14 protein-coding genes are annotated in these 13,216 nt (G+C 75.0%); 2 read left to right on the top strand and 12 right to left on the bottom strand.

The features are described from left to right. Window positions 1–232 precede the first annotated feature (232 nt). The 4 genes from AQJ66_RS17480 to AQJ66_RS17465 all read right to left on the bottom strand — a co-directional run bounded on the left by AQJ66_RS17480 (window position 233) and on the right by AQJ66_RS17465 (window position 3,910). Complete coding sequence (locus tag AQJ66_RS17480; RefSeq protein WP_061922393.1) at window positions 233–562, bottom strand: rhodanese-like domain-containing protein; 330 nt, start codon at window positions 560–562, stop codon at window positions 233–235. A 49-nt stretch (window positions 563–611) separates the two neighbouring features. Beyond that, window positions 612–1,424 carry a hypothetical protein gene (locus AQJ66_RS17475; RefSeq protein ID WP_061922388.1) on the bottom strand — a complete coding sequence of 271 codons (813 nt, stop codon included), beginning with the start codon at window positions 1,422–1,424 and terminating at the stop codon, window positions 612–614. Window positions 1,425–1,680: 256 nt separating this feature from the next. Continuing rightward, window positions 1,681–3,159 carry a DUF2252 domain-containing protein gene (locus tag AQJ66_RS17470; RefSeq protein WP_107118959.1) on the bottom strand — a complete coding sequence of 493 codons (1,479 nt, stop codon included), beginning with the start codon at window positions 3,157–3,159 and terminating at the stop codon, window positions 1,681–1,683. A gap of 172 nt (window positions 3,160–3,331) precedes the next feature. Further along, entirely contained in the window at window positions 3,332–3,910 is a 579-nt protein-coding gene (locus AQJ66_RS17465; RefSeq protein ID WP_061922382.1) for a rhodanese-like domain-containing protein, read from the bottom strand. 81 nt (window positions 3,911–3,991) lie between these two features. Here AQJ66_RS17465 and AQJ66_RS17460 point away from each other — a divergent pair, with 81 nt between their 5' ends. Then, window positions 3,992–4,279: a metal-sensitive transcriptional regulator gene (locus tag AQJ66_RS17460; protein ID WP_061922379.1), complete on the top strand. Its 288-nt coding sequence runs from the start codon at window positions 3,992–3,994 to the stop codon at window positions 4,277–4,279. Window positions 4,280–4,325: 46 nt separating this feature from the next. On the opposite strand, the gene AQJ66_RS17455 is transcribed toward AQJ66_RS17460, so the two are convergent. From AQJ66_RS17455 to AQJ66_RS17445, 3 genes are read right to left on the bottom strand one after another with little or no spacing between them, the layout of a single operon-like run. Next, on the bottom strand, window positions 4,326–5,069 hold the full coding sequence (locus AQJ66_RS17455) for a sulfite exporter TauE/SafE family protein (RefSeq protein ID WP_061922375.1): 744 nt from the start codon (window positions 5,067–5,069) through the stop codon (window positions 4,326–4,328). Beyond that, window positions 5,066–5,431 (bottom strand): rhodanese-like domain-containing protein, encoded by a 366-nt coding sequence (locus AQJ66_RS17450; RefSeq protein WP_061922372.1) that lies wholly within the window; start codon window positions 5,429–5,431, stop codon window positions 5,066–5,068. The genes AQJ66_RS17455 and AQJ66_RS17450 overlap by 4 nt, the downstream gene beginning before the upstream one ends. A gap of 29 nt (window positions 5,432–5,460) precedes the next feature. Further along, on the bottom strand, window positions 5,461–6,819 hold the full coding sequence (locus AQJ66_RS17445; RefSeq protein WP_061922370.1) for an MBL fold metallo-hydrolase: 1,359 nt from the start codon (window positions 6,817–6,819) through the stop codon (window positions 5,461–5,463). A 468-nt stretch (window positions 6,820–7,287) separates the two neighbouring features. On the opposite strand from AQJ66_RS17445, the gene AQJ66_RS17440 reads away from it, so the two are divergent. Next, window positions 7,288–9,393, top strand: coding sequence for a SpoIIE family protein phosphatase (locus AQJ66_RS17440; RefSeq protein WP_244162846.1), 2,106 nt, complete (start codon window positions 7,288–7,290; stop codon window positions 9,391–9,393). A 43-nt stretch (window positions 9,394–9,436) separates the two neighbouring features. Here the strand turns inward: AQJ66_RS17440 and AQJ66_RS17435 are convergent, their stop codons facing one another. The 5 genes from AQJ66_RS17435 to AQJ66_RS17415 all read right to left on the bottom strand — a co-directional run bounded on the left by AQJ66_RS17435 (window position 9,437) and on the right by AQJ66_RS17415 (window position 13,037). Continuing rightward, window positions 9,437–9,724, bottom strand: coding sequence for a metal-sensitive transcriptional regulator (locus tag AQJ66_RS17435; protein WP_061922364.1), 288 nt, complete (start codon window positions 9,722–9,724; stop codon window positions 9,437–9,439). Window positions 9,725–9,833: 109 nt separating this feature from the next. Next, the gene (locus AQJ66_RS17430; RefSeq protein ID WP_063804049.1) at window positions 9,834–10,520 is read right to left on the bottom strand and encodes a histidine phosphatase family protein; all 687 of its coding nucleotides are present in this window, start codon (window positions 10,518–10,520) and stop codon (window positions 9,834–9,836) included. A gap of 146 nt (window positions 10,521–10,666) precedes the next feature. Continuing rightward, window positions 10,667–11,182, bottom strand: coding sequence for a DUF4396 domain-containing protein (locus AQJ66_RS17425; protein WP_061922361.1), 516 nt, complete (start codon window positions 11,180–11,182; stop codon window positions 10,667–10,669). A 77-nt stretch (window positions 11,183–11,259) separates the two neighbouring features. Then, complete coding sequence (locus AQJ66_RS17420; RefSeq protein ID WP_061922358.1) at window positions 11,260–12,372, bottom strand: sensor histidine kinase; 1,113 nt, start codon at window positions 12,370–12,372, stop codon at window positions 11,260–11,262. Then, window positions 12,369–13,037 (bottom strand): response regulator, encoded by a 669-nt coding sequence (locus AQJ66_RS17415; protein ID WP_061922355.1) that lies wholly within the window; start codon window positions 13,035–13,037, stop codon window positions 12,369–12,371. Before AQJ66_RS17415 ends, AQJ66_RS17420 begins: the two co-directional genes overlap by 4 nt. Window positions 13,038–13,216 lie beyond the last annotated feature (179 nt).

The following is a 13,216-nucleotide window of genomic DNA, read 5'->3' as shown; positions in this document are numbered from 1 at the left end:
GACGCCCGCACGGAACGGTACTCAGCCCCGCCCGCCGGGCGCAGCCCCGGGGAACCACCCAAGCTCCGCCGAGGAGCAGTCGGCGGCGGCCGAGGCGGCTCGGAGCGTGTGCGCCGGGGTGGCGCCGGACCGGGAGGTCGCGCTCGGTCCGGCGGAAGCCTGCGCGAAGACGCTCGGGGACGTGCTCGCGGCGCAGCCGCTCAGCTGAGCCCGCCGCGCCTTCGGGCGTGGGTCAGAGCACGAACCCGGGTGCGCCGTCGTCCGTGACGACCGGCCGTCCCGCGCTCTGCCAGACCTGCATGCCGCCGTCGACGTTCACGGCGTCGACGCCCTGCTGGACCAGGTACATCGTGACCTGCGCCGAGCGGCCGCCGGAGCGGCAGATCACGTGGACCGGGCCGTCCTGCGGGGCGGCCTGCGTCAGCTCGCCGTAGCGGGCCACGAACTCGCTCACCGGGATGTGCAGCGCACCCTCGGCGTGGCCCGCCCGCCACTCGTCGTCCTCGCGGACGTCCAGCAGGAAGTCGCCGTCCTTGAGGTCCGTGACCTCCACCGTGGGCACACCAGCTCCAAAACTCATGTCTCCGACGCTACCCGACGCACCGCCCGGCTCACTGCTGCGCCAGCAGGGCCGCCAGCTCCGTCTCGCGCTGCTCGATGTCGCCGTAGAGCCGGCCGGCGATCTCGTCCAGCAGGCCGTCGGGGTCGTCCGGGGCCAGCCGCAGCATGCCGGCGATCGGGCCGTCCTCCAGCTCGCGGGCGACCAGCGTGAGCAGCTCCTTGCGCTGGCTGAGCCACTCCAGGCGGGCGTAGAGCTCCTCCGCGGGGCTGGGGCGCCGCTCCGGCGGCACCGGGCCCGCGGCCCACTCCTCGGCCAGCTCCCTGAGCAGGGTCTCGTCGCCGCGGGAGTAGGCGGCGTTGACGCGGGTGAGGAACTCCTCGCGCCGCTCCCGCTCCTCTTCCTCCTGCGCGAGGTCGGGGTGGGCCTTGCGGGCCAGCTCGCGGTAGAGCCTGCGCGCCTCCTCGCTGGGCCGTACCCGCTGGGGAGGCCGCACCGGCTGGTCGGTGAGCATGGCGGCGGCCTCCGGGAACAGGCCGTCCCCGTCCATCCAGCCGTTCAGCAGCTCCTCGACGCCGGCGATCGGCATCACGAGGGCGCGGGCCTCCTCGGCGAGGCGGATGTCCTCCGGATCACCGGTGCGGGCGGCTCTCGCCTCCGCGATCCGCGCGTCCAGCTCCTCGATGCGGGCGTAGAGCGGGCCGAGCTTCTGATCGTGCAGCCGGGAGAAGTTCTCGACCTCGACGCGGAACGTCTCCACGGCGATCTCGAACTCGATCAACGCCTGCTCGGCGGTCCGGACGGCCTGTTCCAGCCGTTCCTCGGGCCGCGGCGCCTGGGACTGCTCAGCTTCCGGGGTCGTCACCCGACCAGCGTAGGCCACGGCCGGAACCGGGGGTTCACGGCGACGGCCGGGAACCGGGGGTTCACGGCGACGGCCGGGAACCGGGGGTTCACGGCGACGGCCGGGAACCGGGGGTTCACGGCGACGGCCGGGAACCGGGGGTTCACGGCGACGGCCGGGAACCGGGGGTTCACGGCGACGGCCTTCGGCTGCCCGGCACCACCGGGGCCTGGGGCCCCTCCCCCTCCCCCCTCCCCGCCCCCGAGCCCTTCCCCCGTCACACCCCCATCTCCGCGGCGATCCGCCCCGCCCGCACGCCCGCCACCAGTTCCGCGTGGTCCGCCTCCGTGCGGTCGGCGTAGGTGACGGCGAAGGCGGCGATGGCCTCGTCCAGTTCCTCGTTCTTGCCGCAGTAGCCCGCGATCAGGCGCGGGTCGGCGCTGTGGGCGTGGGCGCGGGCCAGCAGGGCGCCGGTCATGCGGCCGTAGTCGTCGATCTGGTCGGCGGCCAGCGCGGCGGGGTCGACGCTGCCCTTGCGGTTGCGGAACTGGCGCACCTGGAACGGCCGGCCGTCGACGGTCGTCCAGCCGAGCAGGATGTCGCTGACCACCTGCATCCGCTTCTGGCCGAGGACCACCCGGCGTCCCTCGTGCTCCACCGGCGGCACCTCGAAGCCGGCGGTGGCAAGGTGCGGGATCAGCGCCGAGGGGCGGGCCTCCTTCACCTGGAGCACCAGCGGCTCGCCGCGGTGGTCCAGGAGCAGCACCACGTACGACCGTGTGCCCACGCTGCCCGTGCCGACGACGCGGAAGGCCACGTCGTGCACCGCGTGCCGGGCCAGCAGCGGCAGCCGGTCCTCGGCGAGGGTGTCGAGGTACGACTCCAGGGACGCGGCCACCGCGGCGGCCTCGGTGTCCGGTATGCGGCGCAGTACGGGCGGGGCGTCGACGAAGCGCCGCCCCCCGTCCGTCAGCTCCTCGGTGGACTTCGCCGCGAACCGGCCGCTGGTGTTGGCCCGTGCCTTCTCCGAGACCCGTTCCAGGGTGCCGAGCAGGTCGTGGGCGTCGGTGTGGGAGACCAGCTCCTCGTCGGCGATGGCGTTCCAGGCGTCCAGGACGGGCAGCTTGGCGAGCAGCCGCATGGTGCGCCGGTAGGCGCCGGCCGCGTCCTGCGCCGCGGCGCGGCAGGTGTCCTCGTCGGCGCCCGCCTCCCGGCCGGCCAGCACCAGGGAGGTGGCGAGCCGCTTCAGGTCCCACTCCCAGGGGCCGTGCACGGTCTCGTCGAAGTCGTTGAGGTCGATGACGAGGCCGCCGCGGGCGTCGCCGTACAGGCCGAAGTTGGCCGCGTGGGCGTCGCCGCATATCTGGGCGCCGATCCCCGTCATGGGGGTGCGGGCGAGGTCGTGGGCCATGAGGCCGGCGGAGCCGCGCAGGAAGGCGAACGGTGTGGCCGCCATCCGGCCCACCCGTATCGGGGTCAGCTCGGGGATGCGGCCGGCGTTGGACTCCGTGACCGCGCCGACCGCGTCCGGTCGGGAGCCGTCCAGGTCGAGGGCGTGGTGGGCGCTGCGCGGCACGTTGGCCCGCAGTGCCTTGCCCTCGGCCTTGGGGGAGCCCTGCGGGGGCCAGGCGGCGAAGCCGCGCGCCCGGGGCAGCCGGCCCCCTTCCGTCCGCCCGGCCGTCTCCGCCACGTCCACACCGGTTCCGGTCACCGCGACCGCCCTCCCCCGAACCCGCGTCCGTGGGGCGCGGGTCATCCGAACATCAACTGGTGCAGACCGTACAGCCGGTGGCCGAGGCGCGGCAGACCCTGTGGACAACTGTCCGGGTGTGGAAAACCGCGCGTCGGCCGCCGCGCCCGGACAGGGCCGGGCGCCGCGTCCGGCCACGCGGTCCCTCACCCCCCGCCCCGCCGCTGCGGCCGGGCCGTCAGTTGCCGCGCAGGCGGGCCAGGGTCGCGTCGAGGTCGCCCTTGCGGGGGCGGTTGTGGGGGAGCTTGGCGAGCATGGCGGCCATGCCGCAGGTGTTGGTCACGGCGGAGAAGACCAGGCCTCCGGCGATGCCGGCGGACAGCAGCCGGAAGGCCGGGTGCACGAACTCGCCGAGGGCCAGGCCGAGCAGGACGACCGAGCCGGCGGTGAGCCGGACCTGGCGCTCCATGGCCCAGGTGGCCCGCGTGTCGCGGGCCGCCGGGTGGTCCAGGTCGTGGCCCTGGGCGGCCCAGGCGCCGGTGCCGCCGGCGAGGGTGGCGGTGTGGATGCCGTTTCGCGCGAGCGTCCGGCACGCGTTCTCGGAGCGGGCGCCCGAGGCGCAGACGACGAGGACCTCGCCGCGCTCGGCGGCGCGGCGGATGTCGGGCAGTGCCCGGTCGAGCTGGTCCAGGGGGATGTTCAGGGCGCCGGGGAGGTGGCCGCCGGCGTACTCGCCGGGGGTGCGGACGTCGATGACGGTGAGTTCGTGCAGGCGGGCGCTGGCCTGGCGGGGGTCGAGGGTGGTGGGGGTGGTCATGGCGAATGTCATCCTTGGGTGTCGGGGGTGCCCCGTGTGGTGGAGCGCTTGTACCCCGTGGGGTGTCTGTGAGGAGGGGTCGTGGAACTTGATCCGGCGGGTGCGGAGCTGCGGTCGGTGCTGAACCGGCTGCGCCGGGCGCAGGGGCAGATCGCCGGGGTGATCCGGATGATCGAGGAGGGCCGGGACTGCGAGGAGGTCGTCACGCAGCTGGCCGCGGCGTCCCGCGCGCTCGATCGTGCCGGTTTCGCGATCATCGCGACCGGTCTGCAGCAGTGCCTGGTCGCCGCGGACGACGGCGGGGAGGCCCAGGCGGACCGGGAGCAGTTGCGGGCCCGGCTGGAGAAGCTGTTCCTGTCGCTGGCCTGACGCGCCACCGTCGCGGCGCGGTGGGCGAACCCTGCCGGTGGCATGGTCACAACAGCACGTCGACGAGCATGAAGGCGGCGACCGCGAGGAGCACGTAGGCGAAGAGGCGCTGGAGCGTCTTGCCCTTGATCTTCTTCGCGAGGCGTTTGCCGTCCCAGGCACCGAGGATCGCGGCCGCGGTGAACGGTGCGACGACCGCCCAGTCGAGCTGCATCCCGGTGCCGGCCCGGGCGCCGAGGGCGGCCAGCGAGTTGATCGTGATGACCAGCAGGCTGGTGCCGACCGCGGCGCGCATGGCCAGACCGAGCACGCTCACCAGCGCGGGTACGGCGAGGAAGCCGCCGCCGACGCCGAGGAACCCGGTGACCGCGCCGAGTCCGGCGCCGGCCGCCCCGGCCTTGCCGGTGTGCACCGTGCCGGGCGGCGGTGTGCGGGCGGGCCGCAACATGCGCAGGGCGGCGAGCGCGGCGATGACGGCGAAGGCGACGGTCAGCAGGGTCTGGGGCAGGTGGCCGGAGGCGGCTCCGGCGAGCATGGCGGGCACGATGCCCGCCGCGGCGAACAGCAGCCCCGTGCGCCAGGCGACGTTGCCCTCACGGGCGTGCCCGACGAGCGCCGTGACCGAGGTGAGGGTGACGATGACCAGGCTGGCCGTCGTCGCCTCGGCCGGGGTGAAGTGCAGCAGGTAGATCAGGGCGGGTACGGCGAGGACGCTGCCGCCTCCGCCGAGGCCGCCGAGGGCCAGGCCGATGACGGCACCGGCGACGAGCGCGAGAACGAGGGCGGTCATGCTATCGAGCCGTCGCTTCCTCGGTCGCCGACGACCGGGTGACCGGCCACGGCCCACGCCTGCACGCCGCCCTTCACGTCCACGGCGTCGGCGCCGCCTGCGAGCGGCGGTTCGGCGGCCTGCCGCGAGCGGCGCCCGCTGCGGCAGTTCACCACCGGCGGCCGCGCCCGGGCCGGGCGGGGCAGTGCCTCGCCGGCGGCGGGCCGGGACGGCGGCGCGTGGACGGCGCCGTGCGCGTGCCCGGCGTTCCACTCGGGCTGCTCGCGCACGTCCGGCAGGACGGCCTCGGCGCCGGCGCCCCGGGTGTGCCGGTGGGCCTCGTCGACGGGAGCGCGGTCCGGGCCGCTGCGGAAGAGGGACATCGGGAAACCTCTCGGTGATCCTGGGGCGGTCAGCCGGTGACGACGGTCAGCCCGGCGTCCTGGGCGGCGTCGAAGCCGTCGTCGACGGCGACGACGTCACGGCCCGCGGCGTCCAGCAGCGAGGCGGCGATGCCGGCCCGCATGCCGCCGGCGCAGTGCACCCAGACGGTGCCGGCCGGTACCTCGCCGAGCCGCTTGGGCAGCTGGTGGATCGGGATGTGGACGGAGCCGGCGATGTGCCCGGCGGCCCGCTCGGAGTCGCGGCGTACGTCCAGCACGACGATGCCGTCCGTGCCGTGCTCGGCCAGTCCCGCGAACGTGGACCGGGGGAAGGTGGCGAGGCTGTCGCCCTCGGCCACCCACTCCCGCGGTGTGCCGGTCGCGGCGGCGGCGGGCCGGTCGATGCCGACCCGGACGAGTTCGCGCTGGGCGGCGGCCAACTGCTCGGGGGACTCGGCGAGCAGCGTCACGGGCTTGCCCCACGGGATCAGCCAGGCGAGGTAGGTGGCGATCTTGCCGTCGGCCTCGAAGTTGAAGGACCCCGCGACGTGGCCCTCGGCGAACGCGACCCGGTTGCGCAGGTCCACGACCCACTCGCCGGCCGCGAGCCGGGCGGCGATCTCGTCGGCGTCCGCGACGGCCGGCGGGGTCAGGTCCACCGGTGCGGGACCTGCGGCGTTGGCCGGGCCCATGTGGGCGTAGTAGGCGGGGACGTCCTCGAGTTCGGCGAGCAGGCGCACGACGAAGGAGTCGACGTCCTGGGTCAGCGCCGCGTTGCCGGACTTCTCCTTGCCGATGGTGGTGGCGTCCCCCTCGGCCTGCGCCGAGGAGCAGAAGCTGCCGAAGCCGTGGGTGGGCAGCACGGCCGTCTCGTCCGGCAGTTCGGCCGCCAGGCGGTGCGCGGAGGCGTGCTGGGCGCGGGCCAGCTGCTCGGTCAGCCGGGGCTCGACCAGGTCCGGGCGGCCCACCGTGCCGATCAGCAGCGAACCGCCGGTGAACGCCGCCACCGGTTGCCCCTGCTCCCGCAGGACGTAGGAGGTGTGGTGGGGGGTGTGGCCGGGCGTGGCGACGGCGCGCAGCTCCAGCCCGGAGTCGACGGTGACGGTGTCGCCGTCGGCCACCGGTACCCGTGCGAACGACACGCGGGCGCCGGCCGGCACCAGGTAGACGGCACCGGTCACCCGGGCCAGCTCCAGGCCGCCGGTGACGTAGTCGTTGTGGATGTGGGTCTCCACGACGTGCGAGATGCGGACGCCGCGGCGCGCGGCCGCCGCCAGCACCTGGTCGAAGTCGCGCGGCGGGTCGACCGCCACGGCCGTCTCCCTGCCGCCGGCCAGGTAGTGCCGGTTGCCCAGGCCCTCGAGGTCGATGGTGTCGATGAAGAACACGGCAGATGCTCCCTTCCCGCTGGATTACCCCCCGGGGTATGTATGCCACCCTAACACCGATACCCTGGGGGGTATTTCCGGATCCTGTGGCGGCACCCTGCGGGGAGGGCCGGCCCGGGTCGGGGGAAGCCCGGGCCGGCCGGTCACGTGCGGCCGCCCTGGGGCAGCCCGTGGAAGACGCGCCCTGGGGGGCGACCGGCCGGCGTGCCGTGCCGGTGCGCCCGCGGCGGGGGGCGCTCAACGGCCCGTAGCCGCGCCGCCGGGCGCGTCAGCCGTTCCCCGCCGTCCGCCGGATACCCCAGGGGGTTTCCTGGCGGCCAGCCTAGGGCGGCCCGGAGGGTCGGGTCAAATACCCGGGAGGGTATATGTGCGCACATCGGGCGACCTGCACGGGCGGGTAAAGAGCGGTACACAAGAGGCAGGACTGCGGGGTGGGGATGTCCGTCACCGGACCGTGGAGGGCCGAACGTGTCCACGCCCATGAAGGAGCCGCCCCGGCGCGCGCGGGACGCGATGGTGGACGAGGCGTTCACCCAGTGCCACATCCCGGTGGCGATCTGCGACGCCGAGCTGCGGATCCTGCGGGCGAGCCGGGGCATGACCCGCGAGGCCGGTCTGCCCGAGGACGAGATGCGCGGCCGGCGGCTCACCCAGATCATGCCCGGCGCCGCCTACAAGGAGGTGGAGGGCGGCATGCGCCGGGTCTTCGAGACCGGCGTGGCCGAGCAGCTGGAGGTGTACACGGACGCCCGGGCCGAGCCCGGTGAGCGGGTCTGGTCGGTGACGCTGTCCCCGCTGCGGGACGCCTCCGGCCGGGTGCGCCGGGTGCAGTTCACGGCGGTGGACACCACCGCGGAGTACGGGGCCCGGGAACGCCTCGCCCTGCTGAACGAGGTCGGCGCCCGGGTGGGCACCACGCTGGACGTGACCCGGACCGCCCAGGAGATGGCCGACGTGATCACCGGCCGGCTGGCCGACTTCGTCACCGTCGACCTGCTGGACTCCCTCTTCCGCGGCGTCGAGCCCAGGCCGTCCGCCGAGGGCGTCGCCCTGCTCCGCGCCGCCCACCAGTCGGTCCTGCCGGGCGCGCCCGAGTCGGTCATCAGGATCGGCGAGGTCGACTACTACCCGCGGACCTCGCCGCCCGCCCGCGCCCTGGCCACCGGCCGGTCCTCCCTCCACCGCGGCCTGGACCGGGCGATCGAGCTGTGGGAGGCGGGCGACCCGCAGCGGGCCAGGGTGGTCCACGCCCACGGGGTCCACTCCGTCATGGTGGTGCCGCTGCGTGCCCGCGGCACCACCCTCGGCGTGGCCGTGCTCATCCGGCACCGGCGCCGGGCCTCCTTCACCGAGGACGACCTGCTCCTGGCCGAGGAGATCGCGGCGCGCGCCGCCGTCGCCGTCGACAACGCCCGCCGCTACACCCGCGAGCGCACCACCGCCGTGGCCCTGCAGCGCAGCCTGCTGCCGCAGCAGCTCGCGGAGCAGGAGGCGGTACGGGTGGCCTCCCGGTACCTGCCGGCCCGCTCCCGGGCCGGAGTGGGCGGCGACTGGTTCGACGTGATCCCGCTGTCCGGGGCCCGGGTGGCCCTGGTGGTCGGCGACGTGGTCGGCCACGGCCTGCGCGCCTCCGCCACCATGGGGCGGCTGCGGACCGCGGTGCGCACGCTGGCCGACGTCGACCTGCCCCCCGACGAGCTCCTCGTCCACCTGGACGACCTGGTCACCCACCTCGCGGCGGAGGAGGACACGGCCGTCGACCCCGACCTGGAGATCGTCACCGACCTCATCGCCACCTGCGTCTACCTGGTCTACGACCCGGTCTCGCGCCGCTGCACCGTCGCCAGCGCCGGTCACCCCCCGCCCGCGGTGGTCACCCCGGACGGTGCCGTCGACTTCCTCGAGGTGCCGCCCGGGCCGCCGCTGGGAGTGGGCGGGCTGCCGTTCGAGGCCGTGGAGCGGGAACTGCCCGAGGGGAGCCTGCTCGCGCTGTACACCGACGGCCTGCCCGAAGCCGGCGGCCGCGACATCGACGCGGGACTCGAGCGGCTGCGGAGGGCCCTGGCCCGGCCCGCCGACGGGCTGGAGCAGGTGTGCGACACGGTGCTGGACAGTGCGCTGTCCGGCCAGCCGACGGACGACGTCGCCCTGCTGGTCGCCCGCACCCGCGCCCTGGACGCCGACCAGGTCGCCACCTGGGACCTGTCGGGCGACCCCGCGGCCGTGGCGGGCATGCGGGCCGAGGCCCTCCGCCGGCTCGCGGCCTGGGGGCTGGACGAGATCTCCTTCACCGCGGAGCTGGTGGTCAGCGAGCTGGTCACCAACGCCATCCGCTACGGCGGCCCGCCCATGCGGCTGCGCCTGATCCGCGACACCGCGGTCATCTGCGAGGTGTCCGACAGCAGCAGCGCCGCCCCCCACCTGCGACGGGCCCGCACCTTCGACGAGGGCGGGCGCGGCCTGCTGCTCGTCGCGCAGCTCGCCCGGCGCTGGGGCACCCGCCACACGGCCACCGGCAAGACCATCTGGGCGGAACTGGCCCTGCCCGGGACCGAACGGCCGGCCGGGCGGTGACGGCCGCCGGGGAGCGTCCGCCCCGAGGCCGGCGACGGGGAGCTCAGGCCAGCGACAGGAAGAGCTTCTCCAGCCGGGCCCGCATCGCCTGCGAGTCCTCGCCGTTCTTGCGGCCCGACTCGATGTCGATCACGCACTGCTCCAGGCCGGTGGCGATGATCGCGAAACCGGCGCGGTCGAGCGCCCTTGAGGCGGCGGCCAGCTGCGTGACGACGTCCTCGCAGTCCCGGCCCTCCTCGATCATCCGGATCACCCCGGAGATCTGGCCCTGCGCCCGCCGCAGCCGGTTCAGCACGGCCTTCAGGGAGGCACCCTCAAGATCCAGTTCCACGACCACTCCTCGCACATACCCCTGGGGGTACTGTACGTCCCGATTCGGGATGGCGGCGAACCTCCGTGGTCACCGCCATGATCGTGGCACCGGCGACGGCGCGCACCGGTCAGTGGTTGCTCACCCCCGAGCACGACCGCCCGTGGGGAGTGCGGCCGCTTCCGGCGGCCCGGGCGGGCCGGCGCGGACGGACGAGCGTCGCCGATCGCGCCGGGAGCCGCCGCCGGCCCTCCCAGGGGACGACGCTACCGAACCCGACGTCCCAGCGGCCGCCCCGCCAGGTGAGGGAGACCGCGGACAGCGGCGACACGGGCAGGTGCCAGAAGGTCCGCGCCGGTACGGCCAGGGCGTGGACGAGCGCGGCCCGGACCACGGCCGCCTCGGTGACGGCCACGGTGTCCCCCGGGGCGCGGGCAGCGCCGTCCAGCCAGTCCGCCGTACGGCGGCACAGCCCGCGTACCGGCTCGCCCCCGTGCGGCACGGCGTCCGGGTCGGTGAGCCAGGCGGTCCATCCGCCGGGGTCGGCCGCGGCGATGTCGCCGACGGTGCGGCCGCGCCAGGCGCCGAGGTCGAGGTCGCGCAGCGCCGGTTCGGGCGCCGCGACCAGGCCGAGGGCGTCGGCGGTCTGCGAGCAGCGGACCGAGGGGGCCCGGACGGCCGCCCGGTGGACGGGCAGGGCCGCTGCCGCGGCGCGGGCCATGCGCAGGTCGTCCTCACTCGGGGGAGCGTCGCCGAGGAGCGGCTCCCTGGTGGTGTCGCCGCCGGGCACGCACAGGAACGTCAGGTGGATCGTCATGCGGCCGACCTCTCTTCTCCCCCGTCGTGACTCCTGTCACCCACGGTCGGCGAGGGACGGGCCGCCGCGCCATCCGCCGGCTGTCCGGAGCCACCCCGCCGACCGGCCGGTGCGGCCCCGCCGACCGGCCGGGCCCGGCGTCGTCCTCAGTGGTGGGCGTGCACGACGGCATGCCCCTTGCCGCGGCCGATCATCCACCGGTTCACCGGCGTGGTCAGCACGAACGCCAGGGACAGGGACAGGGCGAGCGAGACCCAGAACAGAAGTTGCGACAGGCCCGCGTCCATGGCGCCGGGCACGCCCACCATCACGGTGTTGTCGATCAGCTCCATCACGGCGATCGACACGGTGTCCGCGGCCAGCGCGACCTTCAGCGCCCGCTTCGGCGGGAGCCCGGCGCGCAGCACGCCGCGCATGGTCAGGGCGTAGCCGAAGACGAAGGCCAGGGCGATGGAGAGGACGACGGTGCCCGCGTTGTGCAGCCCGGCGGCGGTGCCGACGACCATGCCGAGGACTTCGCCGATGGCGCACCCCGTCAGGCAGTGCAGCGTCGCCTGCGCGGCCATGCGCCAGGAGGCGCCGCCGCCGTGGTGCCGCGCGTGCTGTGCCCGGGCGTGCCGTTCGGGCGTGTGGTGCTCGTGCTGATGGGTGGTGTGGTCCATCGTGGGCCTCCCCTGCCGGATCGGGTCGTCACACCCAACCACATACCCCCCTGGGGTATTCCCATGCGGGCCCGTCCTCACCGGTTCCGATCGACGGGCAGTTCCAGGCACAGCTCGTAACCCCCTTGGGCGGTGGGCCCCGAGGTGACGGTGCCGCCGAGGAGTTCGGCCCGTTGGGCCAGGCCCACCAGGCCGACGTGGGCGCTCGGCAGGGCCAGCGCGTGCCGGGTGGGGGCGGTGTTGGTGACCGTGGTGGTCAGGACGCCGTCCCGGTGTCCGACCCGGACGGTCGCGGTGGCGCCGGGCGCGTGCTTGCGGACGTTGGTCAGCGCCTCCTGGACGGTCCGGTACACGGCCCGCTGGACCGTGGGCGCGAGCTCCTCGGGCAGCTCGGCCTCCAGCTTCGCCTCGATGCCGCTGGCGTCGACCAGGCGCTGCAGGTCGGCGAGCGAGGGCTGCGGGGTGAGCTCCGTGGGACTGCTGCCGGAGGCCCGCAGGACACTGACCATGTGCCGCAGCTCGTCCAGGGTCTGCACGCTCAGTCGGCGGATCGTGGCGGCGGCCTGCCTGGTCTCGGGGTCCCGGCTGCCGACCTGCAGCGCCCCGGCCTGTACGGCGATGAGACTGACCTGGTGGGAGACCACGTCGTGCATCTCCCGGGCAAGCTGGGCGCGCTCCTTGGCCAGCACGCTCTGCGCGGTCAGCAGCCGTTCGTGCTCGCGGGCCTCGGAGATGTCGGCGAGCCGCAGGGACAGCTCGCGCCGGGCCTGGACGAGCTGGCCCAGGAAGACGGGCGCGGCCGCGGTGGCCAGGGTGTAGCTGAGGTGGAACAGGTTGTTCGTCTGGCCCAGTTCGGTGGCGTCCATGGACGACCAGGGCCAGGGCAGGAAGTCGATGATCGCGTAGCTCAGGGCGCAGCCGCCCAGCAGGAGGCGGTGACGGTTGAGCGAGGACAGCGTGTACAACGCGGCCATGGGAGCGACCACCGCGTCCGTGACCAGGGCGGTGGGAAGCGTCAGGGCGAAGGTGACCAGCGGCAGGCGGCGCCGCACGGCCAGCGCGAGGGCGCCGAGCACCGCGCAGGCCAGCGCCGGACGGTCCTGGACGTCGACGTGGGCCCAGGCGTCCGCCAGCGCCACCCCGACGAGAGCGGCGTCGAGCACCGGTTCGGGCGGCCGCCGGGGACTCACGGGGTGCCCTCGTCGGGTTCCGGGGTGAGCAGGCCGGCGCGCTCGGCGACCAGGACGGCCTGCACGCGGCTGCTGACCCGCAGCTTGCCGAGCACGTTGGTGACGTGGCCCTTGACGGTGCCGGTGCTCAGGTGCAGCCGCTCGCCGATGTCGGTGTTGGCGAGCCCCTCGGCCATGAGGACGAGGACGGCGCGCTCGCGCTCGGTCAGCCGCCCGGCGAGACGGACGGCGGCGTTCTCGCGGACGCCGCCCTCGAGGTAGCCGTCGACGACCAGGCGGGTGACCTTGGACGACAGGACGGTCCCGCCCCCGGCCAGCGAGCGCACCAGGTGGGGAAGCTGCTCGGGGTCGGTGTCCTTGAGCAGGAACCCGGCGGCGCCCGAGCGCAGCGCCGCCGCCACGTACTCGTCGGTGTCGAACGTGGTGAGCATGGCGACCACCGGGGGCCGCGGCATGCGGCGCAGCTCGGCGAGGATGGTGAGCCCGTCCACGTCCGGCATGCGGATGTCGAGCAGGACGACGTCGGGCTGCGACTCCCGGACCCTGCGCAGGGCCTGGTCGCCGCTCACCGCCGCGACGACCTCGATGCCGTCCGCCGCGTTGAGGATGTGCGTGAAACCCGTGCGGATCAGGGCTTCGTCGTCGACCACCAGTACCCGGATCACGTGCGCTCCGCTCGTCGCATGCCCGCGTCCGATGCCTACCACCACCGGACGCCCGCCGCAGACGGACCGCACCCGATACCCGCCGGTTGGCGGCGTGACCTCAGCCGGACGGGCGGGGCGCGCGCGGGGCGGCGGAGCGCCGTGAGATAGCTCACGGATCGGAGCCGGACCCTCCGCCA

This window comes from Streptomyces bungoensis, assembly GCF_001514215.1.
GTDB classification, from domain to species: Bacteria; Actinomycetota; Actinomycetes; order Streptomycetales; family Streptomycetaceae; genus Streptomyces; species Streptomyces bungoensis.
This window is presented reverse-complemented; position numbering and strand designations above follow the sequence as displayed.